The 20,978-nt window shown below is 55.8% G+C and carries 17 protein-coding genes; 6 read left to right on the forward strand and 11 right to left on the reverse strand.

Annotated elements, in window-relative coordinates:
- Positions 1-96: 96 nt before the first annotated feature.
- The 3 genes from ACXADZ_RS22370 to ACXADZ_RS22380 all read right to left on the reverse strand — a co-directional run bounded on the left by ACXADZ_RS22370 (position 97) and on the right by ACXADZ_RS22380 (position 2,834).
- Positions 97-1,623 (reverse strand): MFS transporter, encoded by a 1,527-nt coding sequence (locus tag ACXADZ_RS22370; RefSeq protein WP_475200043.1) that lies wholly within the window; start codon positions 1,621-1,623, stop codon positions 97-99.
- 78 nt (positions 1,624-1,701) lie between these two features.
- Positions 1,702-2,061: a hypothetical protein gene (locus ACXADZ_RS22375; protein WP_475200044.1), complete on the reverse strand. Its 360-nt coding sequence runs from the start codon at positions 2,059-2,061 to the stop codon at positions 1,702-1,704.
- A gap of 11 nt (positions 2,062-2,072) precedes the next feature.
- Entirely contained in the window at positions 2,073-2,834 is a 762-nt protein-coding gene (locus tag ACXADZ_RS22380; RefSeq protein ID WP_475200046.1) for a DUF6478 family protein, read from the reverse strand.
- Between the two features lie 249 nt (positions 2,835-3,083).
- Between ACXADZ_RS22380 and ACXADZ_RS22385 the strand changes: the two genes are divergently transcribed.
- From ACXADZ_RS22385 to ACXADZ_RS22400, 4 genes are read left to right on the forward strand one after another with little or no spacing between them, the layout of a single operon-like run.
- Complete coding sequence (locus ACXADZ_RS22385) at positions 3,084-6,191, forward strand: ABC transporter transmembrane domain-containing protein (protein WP_475200048.1); 3,108 nt, start codon at positions 3,084-3,086, stop codon at positions 6,189-6,191.
- Complete coding sequence (locus tag ACXADZ_RS22390) at positions 6,184-7,068, forward strand: lysostaphin resistance A-like protein (protein ID WP_475200049.1); 885 nt, start codon at positions 6,184-6,186, stop codon at positions 7,066-7,068. Before ACXADZ_RS22385 ends, ACXADZ_RS22390 begins: the two co-directional genes overlap by 8 nt.
- A 60-nt stretch (positions 7,069-7,128) precedes the next feature.
- Entirely contained in the window at positions 7,129-8,058 is a 930-nt protein-coding gene (accD, locus tag ACXADZ_RS22395) for an acetyl-CoA carboxylase, carboxyltransferase subunit beta (protein WP_475200051.1), read from the forward strand.
- Complete coding sequence (locus ACXADZ_RS22400) at positions 8,055-9,329, forward strand: bifunctional folylpolyglutamate synthase/dihydrofolate synthase (RefSeq protein ID WP_171671271.1); 1,275 nt, start codon at positions 8,055-8,057, stop codon at positions 9,327-9,329. The genes accD and ACXADZ_RS22400 overlap by 4 nt, the downstream gene beginning before the upstream one ends.
- 62 nt (positions 9,330-9,391) lie before the next feature.
- On the opposite strand, the gene zapE is transcribed toward ACXADZ_RS22400, so the two are convergent.
- Entirely contained in the window at positions 9,392-10,450 is a 1,059-nt protein-coding gene (gene zapE, locus ACXADZ_RS22405) for a cell division protein ZapE (RefSeq protein ID WP_171094894.1), read from the reverse strand.
- 148 nt (positions 10,451-10,598) lie between these two features.
- On the opposite strand from zapE, the gene ACXADZ_RS22410 reads away from it, so the two are divergent.
- Positions 10,599-11,834, forward strand: coding sequence for an MFS transporter (locus tag ACXADZ_RS22410; protein WP_171185379.1), 1,236 nt, complete (start codon positions 10,599-10,601; stop codon positions 11,832-11,834).
- A gap of 98 nt (positions 11,835-11,932) precedes the next feature.
- On the opposite strand, the gene mtnA is transcribed toward ACXADZ_RS22410, so the two are convergent.
- From mtnA to ACXADZ_RS22435, 5 genes are all read right to left on the reverse strand, one after another.
- On the reverse strand, positions 11,933-13,027 hold the full coding sequence (mtnA, locus tag ACXADZ_RS22415; RefSeq protein WP_475200053.1) for an S-methyl-5-thioribose-1-phosphate isomerase: 1,095 nt from the start codon (positions 13,025-13,027) through the stop codon (positions 11,933-11,935).
- A gap of 121 nt (positions 13,028-13,148) precedes the next feature.
- Positions 13,149-13,604 carry a YaiI/YqxD family protein gene (locus tag ACXADZ_RS22420; protein ID WP_475200054.1) on the reverse strand — a complete coding sequence of 152 codons (456 nt, stop codon included), beginning with the start codon at positions 13,602-13,604 and terminating at the stop codon, positions 13,149-13,151.
- Positions 13,601-15,058, reverse strand: a complete 1,458-nt coding sequence (gene sthA, locus ACXADZ_RS22425) for a Si-specific NAD(P)(+) transhydrogenase (protein ID WP_475200056.1) — start codon at positions 15,056-15,058, stop codon at positions 13,601-13,603. The genes ACXADZ_RS22420 and sthA overlap by 4 nt, the downstream gene beginning before the upstream one ends.
- 3 nt (positions 15,059-15,061) lie before the next feature.
- Complete coding sequence (fghA, locus tag ACXADZ_RS22430; protein ID WP_171094884.1) at positions 15,062-15,895, reverse strand: S-formylglutathione hydrolase; 834 nt, start codon at positions 15,893-15,895, stop codon at positions 15,062-15,064.
- 105 nt (positions 15,896-16,000) lie between these two features.
- The gene (locus ACXADZ_RS22435; RefSeq protein ID WP_475200058.1) at positions 16,001-16,930 is read right to left on the reverse strand and encodes an AEC family transporter; all 930 of its coding nucleotides are present in this window, start codon (positions 16,928-16,930) and stop codon (positions 16,001-16,003) included.
- A 147-nt stretch (positions 16,931-17,077) separates the two neighbouring features.
- Here ACXADZ_RS22435 and ACXADZ_RS22440 point away from each other — a divergent pair, with 147 nt between their 5' ends.
- Entirely contained in the window at positions 17,078-17,710 is a 633-nt protein-coding gene (locus ACXADZ_RS22440) for a TetR/AcrR family transcriptional regulator (RefSeq protein ID WP_475200060.1), read from the forward strand.
- 93 nt (positions 17,711-17,803) lie between these two features.
- On the opposite strand, the gene ACXADZ_RS22445 is transcribed toward ACXADZ_RS22440, so the two are convergent.
- Together ACXADZ_RS22445 and ACXADZ_RS22450 are read right to left on the reverse strand one after the other, a co-directional pair.
- Positions 17,804-19,174, reverse strand: coding sequence for an HlyD family type I secretion periplasmic adaptor subunit (locus tag ACXADZ_RS22445; protein ID WP_475200062.1), 1,371 nt, complete (start codon positions 19,172-19,174; stop codon positions 17,804-17,806).
- Complete coding sequence (locus tag ACXADZ_RS22450) at positions 19,171-20,931, reverse strand: type I secretion system permease/ATPase (protein WP_475200065.1); 1,761 nt, start codon at positions 20,929-20,931, stop codon at positions 19,171-19,173. The genes ACXADZ_RS22445 and ACXADZ_RS22450 overlap by 4 nt, the downstream gene beginning before the upstream one ends.
- Positions 20,932-20,978: the final 47 nt, after the last annotated feature.

The following is a 20,978-nucleotide window of genomic DNA, read 5'->3' on the forward strand; positions in this document are numbered from 1 at the left end:
ATGAATGCGGCCCTTTTTATTTGAATGCGCAGTTGGTTGCATTTCTGAATAGGGCGCTGATCGGGATCGCGAGAGTCGGCGGGTCTTGAAAGCGCCCTAGCTTTCGATCTTGTGCAGTTTCTTTTCGTCCAGCAGCAGCGCCAGCACGATACCCACCGATACGGATATTGTCGAAAAAACAAACGCCATGCTCATGCCGCTGTTAAAAGCATCGGACAAGGCGGATTGAACCTTTGCCAAATCGCCGGCGCTCAAGCGGCTGATCACCGCATGGGCAGATGCCGTATCCAGAGTACTGCCGTTGATTGCCTTTAAATCCGTCTCAGATAGTTTGATACCGGCGGCATGTAGGCCTTCACGCAGTTTGGACAAGCTGACGACGTACATGACAGCAGTGGCACAGGCGACGGAAATGGCTCCGTAAACCAGATGGGTCATAAAGCTTAACCCACCGACCAGCCCGGCGCGCTCGGGCTTGACCGCGCAGACGGCAGCTGTACCCGATGGTCCAACGGTCAGGGTCGCTCCCAAACCGATCATCGCCATGCCCGGAAGAATGCGGAAGTAACCCAGATCGCTCGGCAGTATGACAACTGACGCGGCGCCGATTGTGGCAATCATATAACCCCAGAATAGCAGCCGCTTGGGTCCGAAATCATTGTACAGGGTGCCTGAAACAATCGATCCCACGGCCAGCAAAACGGTCAGCGGAGCAAGCCCCAATGCGGATTCAAATGCCGACCAGCCCAGCACTTTTTGCATATACTGAGGAAAATAGAGCAACCCAACAAAGGCGGCTGAAACGTTGAACATATTCAGGCCAAGCGTGATCTTGAATTGACGGTTCTGCATCATTTGCGGCAGCAGCAAAGGCTCGGTAACGCGTTTTTCTATCTTGGGGAACAATAAGAAAAGCACGGCGCTGATGAAAAAAAGCATCAACAACGGTACCGACGTCCATCCCCAATCCGCGCCAACATCCAACCCATACAGCAGGAACAGAACGGCAAACGCCAACAGGCCCATACCAGCCAAGTCGAGATGCTCGTCCTGTTTGTGCTGCGTTTCGCGCTCCATCAGGATTAGGGCGGTGGCCATCGAAATGCAGGAGAAGACGACGTTGGCCAGGAAGAAATACCGCCATTCGCCCAAGTTTACAGCCAATCCGCTGATCATTGGGCCAAATACATTGCCGGTGGTCACACCTGCCAGAATGAGCCCCATTACAAGAGCCCGATGTTCAGGTTTGGACACTTTAGTCGCCCCAAACGCAAGCGTGCAGGGCCAAACACAGCCAGCGCCGATGCCTTGCAGCGCGCGCGCCAGGATCAAAAAATCAAGGTTGGGCGAGACAAAACACATCACCGACGAAAACAGGAAAATGCACAGGCCGATGATCATCATCTTTCGATGACCGTACATATCGCCCAGTCGTCCTCCGGCGACCATGGTCATCGCAAAAAACAGGGCATAGATATTCAAAACCCATTGGGTGCTGGTGATATCGGCATCAAAGCTGTTTTCAATCGCGGGGACCAGCATCAGAGCACCGGTAAAATCGATGCCGATGCCAAATCCTGTCACCATCAACGCGATGACTTTAACAATACTACTGCGATCCATATCGGGCGCGATCCGTTTTGAATACGCCCATGATGCACGGAAATTGGTATAAAAGATAGAGACTTGGCTTAGTCGGGCTTAGTCGTCGCCCCGACAAGCCCGGCGGAACGCGCGTTTCAGCATGTCCAGCTCAGCCCGCAACAACGCGACTTCGGTCCTCAGATCATCTGCTGCGGGTTCACCGGCGATGATGGTGAAACCTCCAAGCTTGTCCGCTGTTGCTGCATCGGCGATGATAAAGCTGTGGACACCCTCAGACAGAGCTGAAACAGGCACCGTTATGTTCAAATCCCACCCGTTTTCGTTGGGTGCCAGATTAACGTTTTCCAGCAGTTCGCCGCGATACCGCACCTCAATCGTAGGTTCCTTTCCAGCCCGAACATGTGCTTGCCAGAGTCCATTTTCGAACCGGAGGAAGGTCAAGTTGGTTTGTGTCATATCCGATTGCCTCACAAATCGGCACGATGGAAGCGGCAGAACGTCAGGTCCCGCACCACCATCCGGTTCATGCTTGGGGTCTCAAAGATCAAATCTACCCAGATCTTTTCGATCCGGCGTTCATTCAGGGGCAGATGGGCCAGATCGAAATCTACGGTGTTTTGGGCGTCAGACGCGCTCAACTGGCGCAGTACCTGTTCAGAATTGGGACCGTGTTGAATATTGAGGCGCGCGAACAGCCCGGTGGATCGTTCGCAGTCAATTACGGTCTCCATCCGTACCAAATGCTCACGCGTAAGGTTCTGCGTTGCGTCGCCCGGCAGATCGACGGACACCGAAAGAAATGAGCCTTCGAAACTAAAGACTTCAACGGACAGACTGAACGGGGCCAGATCGCCTGTATCCCGATTTCGGATTTGGCGCACTGTAATCTCGGACAGGGGGCAGTCATGAAACAGGTTGACGTGCGCATCAAGTGCCGTTTTGCGCGGAGCCGAAGCAACGCCAGGTTGCGCCAACGGTCCGCGCCAAAGGTCCGGTCTGCAACTCCAGTCCGTGCCGACAGGCTTGGCAAACTGCATGGACCCGACTTTTGGGCGGATAAGGCGGGAGTCGGCTGTTTGGATCAACTGATCAAGATGGCTTCGCAATGCGCGTGCCTGATCACGCTGCTGCCGCAAGTCCGCTTGTCCTGCGTTTTGCACACGCTGTGCAGCCCGCCGCCAACGGTCCAGTGTCTTGCGATAAAGATAGCGATCCAGAATCCTGCCCATGGCCTCGTCGTCCGATACACAGCCTCTTTAGTCAAGACGCCTTCGGGAACAAACCCGCAATAACGAAATTGCGATCTTCGACCCGCGTTTTTCAGTTGGGCGCAAAGCAAAATTCGGTTAGGCGCGAACGGATGCGTGCGTGCCGGTCTTGCCTTGCAAAGCGCAGGGTCAGAGCGTACCGTCGGGCCCTGCAACATGGGTCACCCAGTTTTAGCCACACATCCGTTTAGCTATCGATAAGGCCAGTAAATGGAGCCCACTTTATTTTCTTTTATTTGGAAGTACTCGAAGAAACAGCAATTGGTCTTGTTGTTGCTGACAGTGCTGTCATTTCCGTTCCTCTATGCTTCGTTGGAACTGCCCAAGCAGATCATCAATGATGCCATCGGTGCTCCGGGTGATACGGTTACCATTTGGGGTATCACGGTATCGCAAGTCCACTACCTGCTGATACTATGCGTAGCGTTTCTGGGCACGGTGATCGCCAGCGGCTTGATGAAGATGCGCATCAATACGATGAAGGGCGTCCTGGCCGAGCGTATGCTGCGTCGATTGCGTTTTACGCTGATTGAACGTTCGATGCGCTTTCCAAAAACGTATTTCGCTACGACCAGTCAGGGTGAGTTGGTTTCGATGATCACATCCGAGGCTGAGCCGATGGGTGGACTGATGGGCGATGCGATTGCGCAGCCCGTGTTCCAGTTCGGCCAGATGCTGACCATTGTCACGTTCCTGTTCATGCAAAGCGTGTGGTTCGGGCTCGCCAGTATCGCATTGATCCCGTTACAAGCTTGGCTGATCCCCAAATTGCAACGACAAATCAACCTGCTGAACAAAGACCGTATTCAGGAAGTCCGGCGTCTGAGTTCGGAAATCGGTGAAAGCGCTGCTGGGATCAGTGACCTGCGCACCAATGGCGGCTGGCGCTATCGTCTGGCCCAGTTCAGCGACCGTTTGGGGAAATTGTTCGAGATCCGTTTCAAGATCTACAACAAAAAATTCTTCATGAAATTCCTCAACAATCTGATCACTCAGATGACGCCGTTCCTGTTCTATTCTGTGGGCGGCTATCTGGCGATCACGGGTGAGGTGACGGTGGGTGCTTTGGTTGCAGCACTTGGGGCCTATAAGGACCTCAGTGGCCCATGGAAGGATTTGCTGACCTATTACAATCAGGTTCAGGACATGTCTCTGCGGTGGGAGGTCGTGACTGAACGGTTCGCCCCCGACAACATGATACCCGAAAAACTGTTTTCCGGAGAACCCGAAGCGATCCCGCGCTTGGATGGGGCAATTGAGCTGCGCAACGTGACTGTGCGCGATAGCGACGGCAAAACCATTCTGGAAGATCTGGACCTGACCATCCCGCACGGGGCGCGCGTTGCGATCCAGTCTTCTCACGCCGCGGAAAGAAGTGCCTTGGGTCAGCTTTTGACCCGCGAGATTTTACCTGTACAGGGGGACGTGATCGTTTCCGGGCACAACTTGAATGACTTGCACCAAGCTGTGATTGCGGCCCGGATTGGCTATGCCTATTCGCGGCCCTATCTCTTTGATGGAACGCTGGGCGATAACCTGATGATGCCGTTGCGGACACATCCCCAGCATGGCGCTGAAACTCAGAGAACGCCGTCCCGCAAGCAAATTGAAGCAGTCCGGTCTGGTAATCCACCAGATTCGCTGGACGATGAATGGATCGATCCCGGTCTCGCAGGTCTGGACGGTATCGAGGATATTCGCGATTGGTGGTTCCAGCTTGTCGAAGCCATGGGCATCGACGAGTTCATGTTCCGTCGTACACTGCGCACGCAGTTTAATCCTGAAATTCACCCCGTTTTGGCGCGGGAAGTGGTCAACCTTCGGGAAACGATTGCCGAGCGTTTGAAAGCCAAAGGTCTGGACCGGTATGTCTATCGTTTCGACCCAGAACGATTTAATCCGGCGGTTCCATTGGGTGGTAACCTGCTTTATGCCGCGCCGTCCCGCGATATTTCTCCTGACTTTCTTGTCGAGGATGCCCGTTTTGTAAAAATGCTCAGCATACATGACTTGGCGGACGAAGCTCTGAGCATTTCCAACGCGGTTCTGGACACACTGGGCAAAACATTCGGACGGGACGGCGCGGACCACCCGCTGTTCCTTCGGCTTGGCATGTCGAAAGAGATGTTTCACCGGTTGCTCGACATAGAAGATCAGCGCAAAGCCAAAGGTGAAACGGAGCTCAGCCAGGAAGACCGCGCCTTGCTGCTGACTGTGCCTTTCCTGCTGACAGCCGAGCAAATCGGCCCGGATTTCCCCGAAGAATACAAGGACAAGATCCTGACGATCCGCAAAAGCCACGCCGAGCGGTTGCGTGACGCAATGGATGGGCTGTTTACGCCTGTCACTCCTGATCTTTATGTCCCGCGATTGACAGTAATGGAAAATGCGATCTATGGGCGCGTGTCCTTGTTGGCGGGCGCACATGCGGAAGAAATCGAAGATGTGGTGGCCGAGGCTATGAACGAAGCGGGCCTACGCCGCAGAGCTGCCGCCATTATCTATGATCTGCCCTCTGGTCTGGGCGGGAACAACCTGCCGACCGTCTTTCAGGAACGCGCCGCATTTTCACGCGCCGGAATCAAGCGCCCCGATGTTTTAATTCTGGACAAGGCGCTGGCCAGCCACGATTCAGAAAGCCGGTTGCGGACCCGCCTGAAACTGCGAGAGCTTTTGCCGGACTCTATCATGATCTTCATGGAAGATCATTTTGCCCATCCCGAAGCTTATGATCTGTTTGTAGAAATCAAGGACGGAAGGATCGACGGCGTATCCCGAACCAAACCTGAAGATACCGGTGGAACAACTAATGATCTGAGCCGGAAGCTTGAAATTCTATCGGCCACAGAATTGTTTTCGGGTCTGGACGGGCGCAATCAACGGTTGCTGGCTTTCTCGGCCCAATGGTATGAAGTCAAGGCCGGGCAGGTCATCTTCTCGCGTGGTCAGGCCCCGGACGCCGCTTATCTGTGCATTACGGGTCAGGCTCGTTTGGATTGGTTTAACGAAGACGGAACACGACGCCCAATCTCGATCATTGAACCGGGACGCCTTATTGGTGACTTGTCGATCATCACGGGTGAAGATCGTCAGTTGGATCTTGTCGCGACAGAGGATTGTCTTTTCCTGCGTATCGGGGCCGAAGAACTGCGTGCTGTGGTGGAAAGCGACGCAAGCGTTGCCACGCAGTTGCTTCGGACAGTTGCGGGTTACCTGACAACGCTGTCCAACAGGATTTCCGCTGCCCAAAACCCAGAGGAATTGCTGCCTACAGTCACACAGGATGAAGAGCCAGAGAGTTCGAATAACCATGCCTAAGGCCTATTTCCCGCATGCTTATTTGACCGAAACCGCGCGTAGGCGGCCAGAACTGTGGCGCCTGCTTGTGGGTCTTTTGCTTATCGGTGTGTTGGTAAGCCTGCTGAACATGGTGTTCTTCGCTGCGCTTGTGGCGATGGGCCCGAACGAATGGGCGCAGGAGCTTTTGGCGGGAAGCTCGCCTCTGGCGTTGATTCTGTTATTGGTCAGTTTCGGGTTCATAACATTCGGTGTCGCCGTGGCGGCACGCAAGATGCAACACCGAACACTATGGTCCATATTAGGTGAACGACGTCTGGTCGTGACGCAGTTTGTAAGCGTTTTGAAAGCCTTGCTGATACTCGGTGTCATCGGATTTCTGCTGCCTCCCTACGGCATGGGGGGGGAACTGACCCAAAAATTGCCGCTGACCACATGGGTGCTTTTGCTTCCAGTTGCGGCATTTGCTGTCCTGATTCAGGTCAGCGCAGAAGAAATCCTGTTTCGCGGCTATATCCAGCAAACCCTTGCCGCCCGGTTCAACTCACCGATCATTTGGATGGGTGTGCCATCTATCTTGTTTGCGGTAGGTCACTATGCGCCCGACGCGGCGGGTGGAAACGCGCTGTTGATTGCGCTTTGGGCCTTTGTTTTTGGTCTGTTGGCGTCGGATCTGACCGCCCGAGCTGGAACTTTGGGTCCTGCCATAGCCCTGCATTTCTTCAACAATGTCATCGCTTTGCTGTTCATCTCTTTGCCCGACAGTCTGAGCGGGCTAGCTCTGTTTGTCTTGCCCTTTGACACGTCCGACGCAGAACACCTGCGGCCTTGGCTGTTGGTGGATCTGGTCATGATGTTCGTTTGTTGGCTGGCCGCGCGACTTGCGCTCAGGCGCTGATTGCATTTCCTTCCGTTGCGTCTTATTTGACGTCAACACCGTATAAGCCAAGGTTCCGACATGAACTGGATCACAAACTACGTCCGCCCCCGGATCAACTCGATTTTCTCGCGCCGTGAAGTGCCGGAAAACCTCTGGCACAAATGCGACGAGTGCGGGACGATGCTGTTCCACCGCGAACTAGCCGAGAACCAGAACGTCTGCACCCAATGTGGCCACCATATGGCGATTACCCCGCGTGACAGGTTCAAGCACCTGTTTGATGGCGGTGTTTTCACTGAAGTTGACGTTCCGGCCCCCAAGGACGATCCGCTGCAGTTCCGCGATCAGAAAAAATATCCCGACCGCATGAAAGCAGCCCAGAAGAAGACTGGCGAAAAAGAAGCGATGCTGGTTGCTTTGGGCGAAATTGGCCGCACCCCAATTGTTGCAGCAGCGCAGGACTTTTCTTTCATGGGCGGGTCGATGGGCATGTATGTCGGCAACGCGATCATTGCTGCCGCGCAAGAGGCCGTAAAGCTCAAGCGCCCGCTGATCCTGTTTTCTGCCGCAGGTGGCGCTCGGATGCAGGAAGGCATCCTCAGCCTGATGCAAATGCCGCGGACAACCGTAGCAGTCGAGATGCTGAAAGAGGCGAACTTGCCTTACATCGTCGTTCTGACCCACCCCACCACCGGGGGTGTAACCGCGTCTTATGCCATGTTGGGTGATGTCCACATTTCAGAACCCAACGCGCTGATTTGTTTCGCTGGACCACGTGTGATTGAACAAACGATCAGGGAAAAGCTGCCCGAAGGGTTCCAACGCGCCGAGTACTTGTTGGATCACGGTATGCTGGACCGTGTTACCAAACGCACCGAAATGCGCGAAGAGCTGATCACCATCACACGGATGCTGATGAACCAGCCCCCGGCGATCAAGGGTGATCTGCCTGCGCCGGAACCGGCAATAGCCGAAGAAGTCGCTGCTGAAAAGACCGGCCAGAAATGACCGCTCAGACATCTGACGCCATTCTTGATCGAATGATGGCGTTGCACCCCAAGATCATTGATCTGACCTTGGACCGCGTCTGGCGTTTACTGGCGGCGCTGGATAATCCACAGCTCAAACTGCCTCCTGTCATTCATATTGCCGGAACCAACGGCAAAGGTTCGACCCAGGCCATGATCCGCGCGGGGCTCGAGGGAGCTGGGCATTCAGCACACGCCTATACTTCGCCCCACTTGGCGCGGTTTCATGAGCGTATCCGTCTTGCCGGAGACCTGATTTTAGAACCCGATCTGACTGCAGTTCTCGACGAATGTTACGCCGCCAATGGCGGTGAAAACATAACCTATTTCGAAATCACGACCTGCGCGGCTTTGTTGGCCTTTGCCCGAGAAAAAGCGGACTATACTCTTCTTGAGGTCGGCCTGGGCGGGCGTCTGGACGCTACCAACGTGGTCGAAAACCCTGCCGTGACTGTGATTACGCCGGTTTCGATCGATCATGAGCAGTTTCTGGGCAACACGTTGGGCAAGATCGCGGCCGAAAAGGCTGGGATCATAAAACCCGGCGTGCCCTGCGTCGTTGGGCCTCAACAGGACGAAGCCCTTGAGGTCATCGAATACACGGCCGCACGGCTCGGCGCGCCTCTGTTAGTCCATGGTCAACACTGGCATGTGCATGAAGAAAACGGACGCTTGATCTATCAGGACGAAACCGGATTGCGGGATCTTCCATTGCCCAACCTTCTGGGCGCGCACCAAATTCAGAATGCGGGCGCAGCCTTGGCTGTTTTGCGCCACCTGGATATGGGCGATGATGCCTATGAGGCTGCCGTGACCAAAGCCGAATGGCCCGCCCGTATGCAGCGTCTGAAAACCGGCCCTTTGATCGAACAGGCACCACAGGCCGAGCTGTGGCTGGACGGCGGTCATAACGCGGCTGCAGGAATTGCGCTGGCTGATGTGCTGGCCAAACTGCCACAGAAACCGACGCATATGATTTGCGGTATGCTCAATACCAAAGACGTGACAGGCTATCTCGCACCGCTGGCCGGACAAGCCGCAAGCCTGACTGCGGTATCAATTCCGGGTGAAGCCGCGACACTCAGCGCAAAAGAAACGGCGACTGCTGCGGCAAAAGTTAACTTGCCCGCGTCTACGGCAAGAAGCGTGTCAGACGCGCTGGCGTCAATTACAAGCCAAGACCCTCAAGCTCGTGTGTTGATCTGCGGCTCGCTCTACCTTGCAGGCAATGTTTTGCGCGAAAACGGCTAACACTTCTTCTGTTTGAAAATACCTTGGGGGAGGCGCGCGCAGCGCGGCGGGGGCAAAGCCCCCTAGGAGCCCCAATCTTTGTCCTGCATCTCCCGTAGGCGTGAGGCCGTGCGTTCAAATTCGAACGTCCCTTCACCTTCCACATACAGCATTTCGGGCTCGGCTGCTGCGGAACAGATCAAGCGGACCCTGGCCTCATAAAGTGCATCGATAAGGGTTACGAACCGTTTGGCTTCGTTGAAGTTGTTCCGCGACAAACGTGGGATGTCTTCCAGCACCAGCACTTTCACAGCGTCGGCAATTGCCAGATAATCAGCAGGTCCCAACATCCGTCCACACAGGTCGTAAAACGATGCCCGTGCAACCCCGTTGCGAAAGGCTGGCAGTTCTACCGCGCGGCTATTGACTTGCAACACAAGCGGTTCGGCAGGGCCGCCCGCAAGATCCTTCCAGACCTCCCGTATGTTCTGCCGGGCTTCCGGGCCTATTGGTGCAAAATAAACCGGCGCGCCTTCCAACCTGTTTTGGCGGTAATCGGTTGGGGACACCAGTTCCCAAACCCGTAGCTGTTCTTTGATATGCGCAATGAAAGGCAGGAACAGCTGCCTGTTCAGCCCGTCTTTATACAGATCGTCCGGGTGCCGGTTTGACGTTGTAACGACAACGACACCGCCCTCATGCAACAGATCGAACAGACGTCCAACAATCATCGCATCGGTGATGTCGGTGATCTGCATCTCATCAAATGCCAGCAAACGGACGGATTTGATCACGTCCTTCGCCACTGGAGCCAGAGCATCTTCGACATTCTCTTGCCGGGCTTTATGCATACCTGCGTGGATTTCCTGCATGAACGCGTGAAAATGGACACGTCGCGCCGGAATATCGCCCAACGTTTCGACGAACATGTCCATGAGCATAGATTTCCCACGCCCGACTCCGCCCCATAGATACAACCCTTTGGGGGGTGGGGGTGCCTTACGGAAAAAACCACGTTTGACGGGCTCGGACAGCGCCGCACGGATGCGTTCGAATTGGGGAAGAACGGCCTCTTGCGCGTCGTCGCGGGTCAGAGTTCCATCCGCGACGCGGGCCTCGTATAGCGATATCAGATCCGTCATAACTCCGAGCCTTACCCGCCCCACCGCGCGTTGAAAAGAAACCATTTTCTCAACACATCAAATTTGGTTATCCGTGACCACAAATCTGCTGAATTGACGCCATCCGGAAAAACGATACGGTCCATCGGAAGAAACGCCCGAGGTCTGAATGCCGCAATCCGCCCGCCTGCTGAATCCGATCCTGATTGTCGGATGTATCATCATCACGGTCAGCTTTGCCGTGCGCGCCTCTTTCGGCGTGTTTCAGATTCCAATCGCGGATGAGTTTGGCTGGCTGCGTACTGATTTCTCATTGGCGATTGCCATTCAAAACCTCGCTTGGGGAATTGGCCAGCCGATCTTTGGTGCAATTGCCGAAAAAGTCGGCGACCGCAAGGCCATCATATTGGGTGCTTTGACCTATGCTGCTGGCATGGTGCTATCGGCGTGGTCCGTCACACCTTTTGAACATCAGATCTATGCCTGGTTGGTGGGTTTCGGCATTGCCGGAACCGGGTTTGGCGTGGTTCTTGCTGTGGTCGGGCGTGCATCTTCTGATGAAAACCGATCCATGTCGCTTGCCATTGTCACAGCCGCAGGTAGCTTTGGGCAGGTGCTCGGGGCGCCTACCGCTGAATGGTTGATGACCTTCTTGCCCTGGCAGCAAGTCTTCATCGTGTTCGCGGTTGCGATCTTGGCACTTGTTCTTGTTCTGCCTTTCATGCGCGCCCCTCAGACCGCCAGCAAGGCGGAACTGCATGAAAGCATGGGAGAGATTTTAGGGAAGGCATTCCGTGATCCTTCCTATGCGCTGATCTTTCTGGGGTTTTTTAGCTGCGGGTATCAGCTTGGGTTTATCACCGCGCATTTCCCGGCATTTGTGACCGAGATGTGCGGCCCGATCCAACCTGGTGGCGTTTTGCATTCCGTTGGCATCACCTCAACCTCAGCGCTTGGGGCCGTGTCGATTTCGCTGATTGGTCTGGCCAATATCGGTGGTACGTTGCTGGCCGGCTGGGCAGGAAATCACTTTCCCAAGAAATACCTGCTGGCTGCAGTGTATACAGGCAGAACATTGGCTGCAGCCTTGTTCATCCTGCTGCCGATCACCCCAATCTCGGTTATTGTGTTTTCTCTGGTGATGGGATCACTTTGGTTGGCCACTGTGCCACTGACCTCGGGCCTTGTAGCGCACCTTTACGGCTTGCGGTATATGGGCACGCTATACGGCATTATCTTTTTCAGCCATCAGCTTGGCAGCTTTCTGGGTGTCTGGCTGGGCGGTCGTATGTATGACCAGTTCGGTGATTACAGCATGGTTTGGTGGATCGGCGTGGCAATTGGCGCGTTCAGCGCGATCGTGCATTTGCCCATCCGTGAGAACCGCACGGCTGTTCCGGCCTGACGCATTTTGTCCTGATCTGCCAACGGAAAGAGAGCCGGGGCAGATCAAGAACCTTTGTGTTTACGCTGACAAGCGACATACGGCTTGTGCGGGATTAGCTAGCCAGCCCTGTCCGGGAACAAGCCCGCTAAACCTTCTGCAGAGGCTTCGCACACGCCACGCTCGGTAATCAGCCCGGTTACCAACCGGTTGGGGGTAACATCAAAGGCAGGATTGCCCCCTTCTGTCCCTACCGGAGTCACGCGAACATCTGTTATGGCCGAATTCTCATCCACGCCAAGGACATGTGTCACTTCCCTTGCGTCGCGTTCCTCAATTGGGATTTCAGCCACACCGTCACGCACCGTCCAGTCAATAGTTGGGGATGGTAAGGCGACGTAAAAGGGCACTCCGTTGTCATGCGCGGCCAAAGCTTTGAGGTAGGTGCCGATCTTGTTGCACACGTCGCCCTGAGCAGTCGTGCGGTCTGTGCCTGTGATGACCAGATCAACCAACCCATGCTGCATCAGGTGCCCCCCGGCATTGTCCACGATGTAGCGATGGGGGATGCCATGCTCTCCCAGTTCCCATGAGGTTAGCGCACCCTGATTGCGGGGCCGGGTTTCATCCACCCAAACATGCAGAGGGATGCCTTCGTTATGCGCATGATACATCGGGCTTGTGGCTGTGCCCCAATCTACCGTCGCCAGCCAACCCGCATTGCAATGGGTCAAAAGCCGTACCGGTTCGCCAGCGGGCTTGCGCGCGGCGATCTCCTTGATCAACGCTAACCCGTGTCGACCAATCGCCGCGTTGATTTCGACATCTTCGTCCGCGATCTCTTGTGCCAAGGCCCAGGCGCGTTCGGCACGATCGGACGCAGCCAGCGGCATCAGAGCCTCTCGGCATCTGTCCAAAGCCCAACGCAGGTTGATTGCGGTGGGCCGCGTTGCGTGCAGAACATCATATGCAGCATCAAACGATGCTTCGGAACTGTCACGGGACATCTGCTCAGCTATGCCAAAAGCGGCCGTCGCGCCGATCAAAGGTGCACCTCTGACCCACATATCCCGAATTGCCGCAGCGAACTCGTCCAGAGTTTTCAGGGTCACGACCCGGAAATCATGCGGCAACCAGCGTTGATCGATGATCCGAACCTCACCCTCCGACTTGTCCCACCAAATCGATCGATAGTGAGTGCCCTGTACTTGCATAATGCAGTCTCCGTGTTCGAATGGTCTGATCAGAATTCAAACACAAGGTGCGTTCTTACGCAGGGCTTGTAAACGGGCGTTTCCAATTTTGCGACAGTATTTTCAACGGTTGCTGGTCGAACTAACCGCGCAGAGCAGCACGAATTTCCCGTTCCAATGCATCCAGAAACCGAGACCGATCAGCTTTACCGAACGGTCGTCCCCCACCACCCGCACCAAGCGGGTTGGCCGCACGCAGGTCTGCCATAAGGTCACGCATCGCCAGTTGCTGACCAATATTTGCGACTGTGAAGGCTTCACCGTTCGGGCGCAGAACCCGCGCGCCTGCCTCGACACATTTGGCAGCCAGAGGGATGTCGGATGTAATCACGACATCTCCGGTGCCGCAGCGCTCGGCAATCCACTTGTCGGCCTCATCAGCGCCTTCCGATACGACGACAACCTGCACCAGCGGATTGGTCGACGGGCGCAGCCCGCCATTGGACACCAGTGCTATGGGCACTTTGTGTCGCGTTGCAACCCGTTCAGCTTCGGCTTTTACAGGACAGGCATCGCCATCGACATAAAGCGTGGTCACGCCTTCTTGGCCTCTTTCCTGGCGGGTTCAGCCGGTTTTTTGCGCACCTTGAACTCTTCAGGGATCGGCATCCGATTGAACGCATCCAGCCCAGCGATCTTGTAAGCCTCTGCCAGTGTCGGATAGTTGAAGGTGTTCTGGACGAAATAATCCACCGTGCCCTTAAGGTTCAACACAGCCTGCGCAATATGGATCAGCTCTGTCGCGCCTTCGCCGACGATCTGCACACCCAAGACCCGGCGGGTTTTGAGCGAGAACAGCATTTTCAGCATCCCGTGCTCCAACCCCATGATATGCCCGCGCGATGTTTCGCGGAACCGGGCGACGCCGACCTCATAGGGTATACCGCGTTCCTGCAGTTCTTCTTCGGACATGCCGCAGGTTGAAATCTCGGGAACCGAGTAGATGCCGTAGGGATACCACGGGCTTTCCGGCAGTGTGGGTGTTTCAAGTGCGTGACAGGCCGCCACGCGTCCTTGTTGCAGAGACGTCGAGGCCAGAGATGGGTGCCCGATCACGTCGCCGGTCGCATAGATATGCGGCACTGCTGTCTGGTATGTCTTACGATCCACCTTGATCCGGTTGCGGTGATCTGTTTCCAACCCAACAGCATCGAGATTGAGTTTTGATGTCGCGCCCATACGCCCGGCCGCAAACAAAAGCATTTCTGCCCGAACATGGCGACCGTTTTCCAATGTCACTTCCACGTGCTCACCAGCATCTTCGATCTTCTCAACAGCAGATCCCAACCGCAGGTCAACGCCGTTTTCACGGATCTGGTGGGTGAAATCGTGAATCAAACGGCTGTCGATGAAGTCCAGAAACGTGTCGCGCGGTTCGATCAATGTCACCCGCACGTCCAGGGCGGAAAACATCGTGGCGTATTCGACCCCGATAACGCCCGCGCCAATGACGACCAGCGACCGCGGGATCTCGGCCATTTCCAGAAACTCGTCCCCGTCAACCACGGTCTTGCCGTTGAAGGGTACGTACTCGGGGCGATAGGTCTTAGTTCCTGTGGCAATCAGAAACTTGTTGGCCGTCACCCGCGTGGTCTCACCGGCATCGGTGGCGACTTCAACCTCATGGGGTCCGACGAACTTGGCCAGACCATCCAATGTATCGACGTGATTGCGGTTGAACTGGTGCTCAAGCACATCGACCTCATGGTCGAGTGTCATATGCAGACGGGCTTTCAGATCTTCGGCGCGGATCTGGTCCTTGACCCGATAGGAACGGCCGTAAAAGCTGCGTTCGCGCCAGCCCGAGAGGTTCAGCACAGTCTCGCGCAAGGTCTTGGACGGGATGGTGCCGGTATGAACCGACACGCCGCCGAAGCGATCCTTGCGGTCGATGACCAGAACGCGACGTTTTAGTTTTCCCGCCTGAATGGCCGCTGACCGACCCGAGGGGCCAGACCCGATGATGATCAGGTCGTAATCGTATTTGCTCATGCCTCAGTCTCCGTACAGCGCTTCAGCATGGAATGTGATGTGGTCTTCCATAAACGTGGAAACGAAGAAGTACGAATGGTCATAGCCGGGCTGGAAGCGATAGGTTGCCTGCTGACGGCGTTCGGCGATGGCTTGGGCCAGCGCTTCGGGGCGCAGCAGGTCCATGAACTGGTCATTAGCGCCCGTGTCGATCAGGATCGGACCGTCGAAGCCTTTGTCCTTCATCAACAACGACGCATCATGCTTGGCCCACAGGGTCTCGTCGTCACCGAGATAAGCGCTCAACTGTTTGCGCCCCCAATCTGCACCCGTAGGGTTCGAAATCGGAGCAAAGGCCGAAACCGAGCGGAACCGGCCGGGCAGGTTCATCGCCAGTGTCAGGGCCCCGTGACCGCCCATGGAATGCCCGGTGATGGCCTGGCGTTCGCTGTCGATTGCGAAGTTTTCAACCAGCAAGGCGGGCAGTTCTTCTGCGATGTAGTCCCACATCTGGAAATGTGGAGCCCATGGATCTTGCGTCGCGTTCACATAGAACCCCGCGCCCTGTCCCAGATCATAGTCTTCATGGTCCGCGACCCCCTCGCCACGCGGGGAAGTATCAGGGAATACGATGGCGATCCCTTGTTCTGCAGCCCAGGCCTGTGCACCCGCTTTGGTCATGGCGTTTTCATGTGTGCAGGTCAGGCCGGACAGATACCACAGGATGGGAACCGGCCCGTCCTTCGCTTCAGCCGGAAGAAAAAGGCCAAAAGTCATGTCGCATTGGCAGACCGAAGAGGCATGGCGGTACACGCCCTGCACTCCACCGAAACAGGCGTTTTCCGAGAGGGTTTCCATCAGGCATCGTCCTTACATTAGAGTCGCGACATGGCTAACGATCCAGAGACGCGGCGTAAAGTCCGCGACCGCTGGTCGCGAGAGTATTTTTCGAAAAGGTGAAGGTCAGAGACCACTCAGCCAAGCGATGACCAAGGGTACAGTTAGGATGCTGGTTGCAGTCGAGAGCAGAATGGCCGCCGAGACCCGCTGTGGCGCGACGCCGTAATGGGCGGCCAGCATGTAAACATTGCCAGCAACAGGCAAAGCGGCTGCCGCGATTGCAACGGTGGCTGGAAAAATATCGATCGGCATCAGCCATAACAGGACAACGGCAACGCAAACCGGGTGTATCACCAGCTTGCAAAAGCTCAACCAAGCGGCGATTTCGATACGTTCGGCCGATTTACCAGCCAGAGACGCCCCTATGGCGAACAAAGCGCCGGGGGTGGCTGCGCCGCCCAGAATAGTCAGAAAGTCGTAGAAAGGCCCGGGCACAGGGAGTTCCAACGACGACCAGACCAACCCGGCCGAGATGGACAAGATCATCGGATTTTTAACCAGCCCAAAACCGATCAGCTTGAACGTGCCCAAGGTAAGCTTACCGTCGCGGCCTCCGTTGATCAGGATTACAATGAGAGAGGAAAATACAACGAGATCCACGGTAAGGACCACCATCACCGGTCCGATGGCGGCTTCGCTGAACAAGAGCGCCAGCATCGGTAGTCCCAAAAAGCCTACGTTGCCAATGGCTGCGCATTGTGCCTCGACTGCTGCTGTTGGAACATCCAGCCCTCGCAGCCAGGCAACGCATGTTGCCAAAACGTAAACAGCAACTGTACCGCTCAGATATCCAAGCACCAGACGAGCATTGAAGATTTCGGCAAACGGCAAGGTGGCCGCAAAGCGAAACAGCATGGCTGAAAGCGCAAAGAAGAAGACAAATTTGGTAAGGTAAGCAGTAGCCTCGGCGGTAAAAAACCGAGTGCGACCCGCCCAATATCCCAGGCCGATAATCGCAAAAAAGGGAAGGGTGCGCAGAAAAACTTCGACCATGGACAAACTCCTAACATGGTTTGTCTGCGCCGCAAGCCTTTGACATCACGGCGCGCGCCCTGGGTTACGGTTTCATGGAGTGCGAAAATCGTTGTATCTGAACTGAACGGTTTATAAACTACAGCAAAGACCAATCCCGGAGATGACATGACCCAAACTGCCACCATCCTGCGCACAGGCCGTAAGTTCGATCAGGTTTTGCGCGGGGCTCGAGAGGTTTTTATGGCAGATGGGTTCGAAGGTGCAAGCGTAGACGACATTGCCCGCGCAGCAGGCGTGTCAAAGGCAACGTTATACAGCTATTTCCCGGACAAGCGCCTGTTGTTCATGGAAGTTGCGCAAACAGAATGTCGTCTGATGTCTGAGCGCATTTTGTCAATGATTGATGAGAGCAAACCTGCGCGCGAGGTGCTGCAGATCGCGGCCACGCAGCTCACTGCTTTTTTTGTATCCGAATTCGCACAACAAGTATTTCGGATCTGCGTAGCCGAACGGGACCGGTTCCCCGAATTGGGCCGCGCCTTTTATGAGGCAGGTCCGCAAAACGGCCAAAGGCAGATGGCAGCGTATCTTGAAAAGGCGGTGGCAAAAGGCGAACTGTGCATCGAAAATGTGAACATCGCGGCGGAACAGTTTTCCGAGCTCTGCAAAGTACGCATCTGGGCGCGTGCTGCATTTGGAATTCAAAACAGCTTTAACCAGAGTGAGATCGATGAGGTCGCGACGCAAGCGGTGGATATGTTCTTGGCCAGCTACGGCTGCGAAAATTCGAAAAAATGATGGCCCGCGGCCCGAACAGGCACGCAGACCATCGCTCACTCACCAAAGCACTCGATACTAATAGGCTTTATTCCAAAAGTCTTTTGAAAGCCTTTACTCGATAAATGTTCGCGCAAGGCGTTCACTTATGGGCTGGGCCAGATAGGCAATAACAGCGCGTTCGCCGGTGGTGACAAACAAGTCTGCCGGCATGCCGGGCACCAGATCCAAGGCCGCTACCTCTTTGGATTGCTGATCATCCAGTTTGACCCGCGCTTTGTAGTAGGCCTCGCCCGTGCGTTCGTCTTCCAGCGCGTCGGCAGAGATATCGACAATGGCTCCTTGCGCTTCGGGAACGTCGGCTTGGGCGAAGGCAGACAAACGGATACGCGTGGCCTGACCGATCTTCAGCTTGTCGATGTCGCCGGGTTTCACGCGCGCTTCGACAATCAAAGCTTGGTCTGCGGGCACGATTTCCATGATGTGTTCACCGGGTCTGATCACCCCTCCTGTGGTCGAAGCGGCAAGGTTCACGACACGGCCACTGACTGGTGCAAGGATTTCGATCCGTTTACGGCGCTCCACGGTCCCTGAGAACTGCGGGCGCAGCAGATCAAGCTGGGCATCGACGACAGCCAGTTCTCCGGCCAGAACTTCATCGCGCAGCTTTTTCTGACTGATTATTGTCAGTTTCAACTCGCTGACCTGGTTTTCTGCTTGGGCTATCTGTGTCCGAAGCGACGCATCGACACCTGAAAGCCGTTCAACCTCGATCTGGCGGGCGCTGACCCGCGTGATTGCAACCAGGCCTTTGTCCAGAAGGGTCTGCAGGTTTTCCAACTCTGCACGTGTGATGGTCATCTGGTTTTGCGTACTGATCCGCTGCTCGTTTAGACCTTCAATCTGATCCCGCAGCGCCGAAATGCGCTGTGCGTTGATCTCCGCTTCGGTCGCGCGGGCGCGGTGTTCGGCGTCAAACAGTTGTTTTTGAGTCAGAAAAGCTGAGGTCCAGTGAAGATGCTTCATATCTTCTTCAAAGTTCTGGAAGGCGGTGGCTTCGTCAAATTGAGTCTGTCCCTGTAGCTGCGCAATCAATCGCGCGCGACGGACAGAAAGTTCGCCGATCTGGCTGCCCAGCACGCTGAGGTCGACGTCAATCTCGGTGCTGTCCAGCCGGATCAGAGGTTGCCCCTGTTCAACGGCCTCACCATCGGCGACCAGAATGGACCGGACGATGCCACCGTCGAGATGCTCAACCGTTTTGCGATCCCCTTCGACCACAAATGACGCAGGGGCCACGACGGCGCCGTCAAGTCTGGATGCGAAGGCCCAGTAGATGCTGCCGCCGACAAACGCGAGCAATGTGAAGAGGCCAAGTAAAACATACAGCCGGATGCCGGGTGTCGCTTCGGTCACGTCAACAACCCGCGCACTGTAAAGGTCTGGTGTTGAGTTGTTTGAAGCATAGGGAACGATACGGGTCATTGTGCGGCTCCTGTAATGCGGGCGTTTTCTGATAGTTGCAGGGTGGGCTTGCCGGAGGTTGCGCGTTGTGCGGGCGATTTGAGAACGTGTTGAGTTTTGACCTTCAAAACGTCACCCTTGTCGCCAAACTGGGCTTGTGATCCGTTGCGAAGAACCATGACCTTGTTGGCTGCCTGCAACGTGGCAGGACGGTGGGTCATGACGATGCTGATTGATCCCCGTGCCTGAGCTGTCAAAATCGCGTCGCGAAGGGCCTTTTCGCCATCTGCATCCAAATCCGAGTTCGGTTCGTCCAGCACCAGGACAAACGGATCACCATAAAGCGCGCGGGCCAGGGCAAGGCGCTGTCGTTGTCCGCCAGACAGGAAGAATCCCTGACCGATGCGTGTTTCATACCCATCTGGCAGGCTGCTGATCAGCTCATGCACTCCGGCCTCGCGCGCGGCGCGCAGAACCTCGGCATCATCGATGGCGACGGCAAAGCGACCTATGTTTTCACGGATCGTGCCGTCAAACAGGTCCACATCCTGCGGCAGATAGCCGATCTGCTTGCCCAGATCCTCATGGTTCCATTTCGACATCGGGCTGCTGTCCAGCAGAACCTCACCCCGTTGCGGGTGCCAGATGCCTGTCAGCATCTTGCCCAGTGTTGTTTTCCCGGAACCGCTGGGGCCGATGATTGCCAGCACATCGCCAGCAGCCAAGCTGAAATCAATGCTGCGCAGAGTGGCATTGACCGCGCGTGGCGGACCCGCTTGCGCAATTCTGACATCCAGAGATTTGAACGCACGAGGCAGGTGTAGATTGGCAGGCGTTTCCGCGAAATCCTCGGTGAGTTTTGTGATTTTGGCGTACGAGCCGCGTGCGGCAAGGAATGTGCGCCATTGCCCAATCAACTGATCGATTGGGGCAAGAGCGCGGGCCAAAACAATGGTCGCCGCGATCATGACGCCAGCTGTGGTTTCACCAGTAATCGCTAGCGCCGCGCCAAGGCCAAGAGCTGCGGATTGCAACCCCATGCGCAAAGTTTTGGACATGACCGAGAAACTGGCGATCCGGTCGGCCACACGGGTCTTCTGACGATGCGCATCGACCTGAAGGGCAGTCCAGCGCCGAACCAGATCGGACTTCATGCCCAGCGCGTGGACCAGTTCGGCATAGCTGTCTCCAGTTCGAAACAGTGCCTCTGCACGGCCGCGCGCTTGCGCTGCCTGCTGCATCGGCTTGTGTGCACGGGCGTTGTTGATCAGAGCCATTACTGTCAGCGTCAGAGCTCCGGCCAGTCCAAGCAGCCCAAGAAGGGGATGCAAGACATACAGGACCAACAGATACAGCGGTATCCACGGTGCATCGAAAAAGGCGGTCAGTGTTGTGCCTGATATGAACTCGCGAAAGCCGTTTACGTCCTCGACCAGATTGTCGCCGGGGGTGGATTCCCCCTGCACACGGCGGTTCATGGCTGCCCCCAGAACGGGCGCTCCGACTTTCATCTCGAACCGGGCAGCCAAGCGGCCCAGGATGCGCATCCGTATCAGATCAAGGCAGGCAATCACCACAAAGACCCCCGCCAGCAGAAGCGACAGGGCGATCAGTGTGTCGGCATTCTGGCTAGTCAGGACACGGTCATAGACCTGCAGCATATAGATCGGTCCGGCCAGCATCAGCAGGTTCAGAAACAGACTAAAAAAGGCAACTGTGACAAATCCTTTGCGTAGCGACCCCCAGGCGGCTTTGACGGGATTGGTTTTCTGCAACATCGTGTTGATCCTTTCCGGTTTGGAAAAACGGGGCGACCACAAGCCGC

This window comes from Ruegeria sp. ABM4_193 (assembly GCF_056158705.1).

Bases quoted from the DNA above. Each gene is read 5' to 3' on its own strand.
- ACXADZ_RS22370 (WP_475200043.1), bottom strand. From the start codon at position 1,623: ATGGATCGCAGTAGTATTGTTAAAGTCATCGCGTTGATGGTGACAGGA.
- ACXADZ_RS22375 (WP_475200044.1), bottom strand. From the start codon at position 2,061: ATGACACAAACCAACTTGACCTTCCTCCGGTTCGAAAATGGACTCTGG.
- ACXADZ_RS22380 (WP_475200046.1), bottom strand. From the start codon at position 2,834: ATGGGCAGGATTCTGGATCGCTATCTTTATCGCAAGACACTGGACCGT.
- ACXADZ_RS22385 (WP_475200048.1), top strand. From the start codon at position 3,084: ATGGAGCCCACTTTATTTTCTTTTATTTGGAAGTACTCGAAGAAACAG.
- ACXADZ_RS22390 (WP_475200049.1), top strand. From the start codon at position 6,184: ATGCCTAAGGCCTATTTCCCGCATGCTTATTTGACCGAAACCGCGCGT.
- accD (WP_475200051.1), top strand. From the start codon at position 7,129: ATGAACTGGATCACAAACTACGTCCGCCCCCGGATCAACTCGATTTTC.
- ACXADZ_RS22400 (WP_171671271.1), top strand. From the start codon at position 8,055: ATGACCGCTCAGACATCTGACGCCATTCTTGATCGAATGATGGCGTTG.
- zapE (WP_171094894.1), bottom strand. From the start codon at position 10,450: ATGACGGATCTGATATCGCTATACGAGGCCCGCGTCGCGGATGGAACT.
- ACXADZ_RS22410 (WP_171185379.1), top strand. From the start codon at position 10,599: ATGCCGCAATCCGCCCGCCTGCTGAATCCGATCCTGATTGTCGGATGT.
- mtnA (WP_475200053.1), bottom strand. From the start codon at position 13,027: ATGCAAGTACAGGGCACTCACTATCGATCGATTTGGTGGGACAAGTCG.
- sthA (WP_475200056.1), bottom strand. From the start codon at position 15,058: ATGAGCAAATACGATTACGACCTGATCATCATCGGGTCTGGCCCCTCG.
- fghA (WP_171094884.1), bottom strand. From the start codon at position 15,895: ATGGAAACCCTCTCGGAAAACGCCTGTTTCGGTGGAGTGCAGGGCGTG.
- ACXADZ_RS22435 (WP_475200058.1), bottom strand. From the start codon at position 16,930: ATGGTCGAAGTTTTTCTGCGCACCCTTCCCTTTTTTGCGATTATCGGC.
- ACXADZ_RS22440 (WP_475200060.1), top strand. From the start codon at position 17,078: ATGACCCAAACTGCCACCATCCTGCGCACAGGCCGTAAGTTCGATCAG.
- ACXADZ_RS22445 (WP_475200062.1), bottom strand. From the start codon at position 19,174: ATGACCCGTATCGTTCCCTATGCTTCAAACAACTCAACACCAGACCTT.
- ACXADZ_RS22450 (WP_475200065.1), bottom strand. From the start codon at position 20,931: ATGTTGCAGAAAACCAATCCCGTCAAAGCCGCCTGGGGGTCGCTACGC.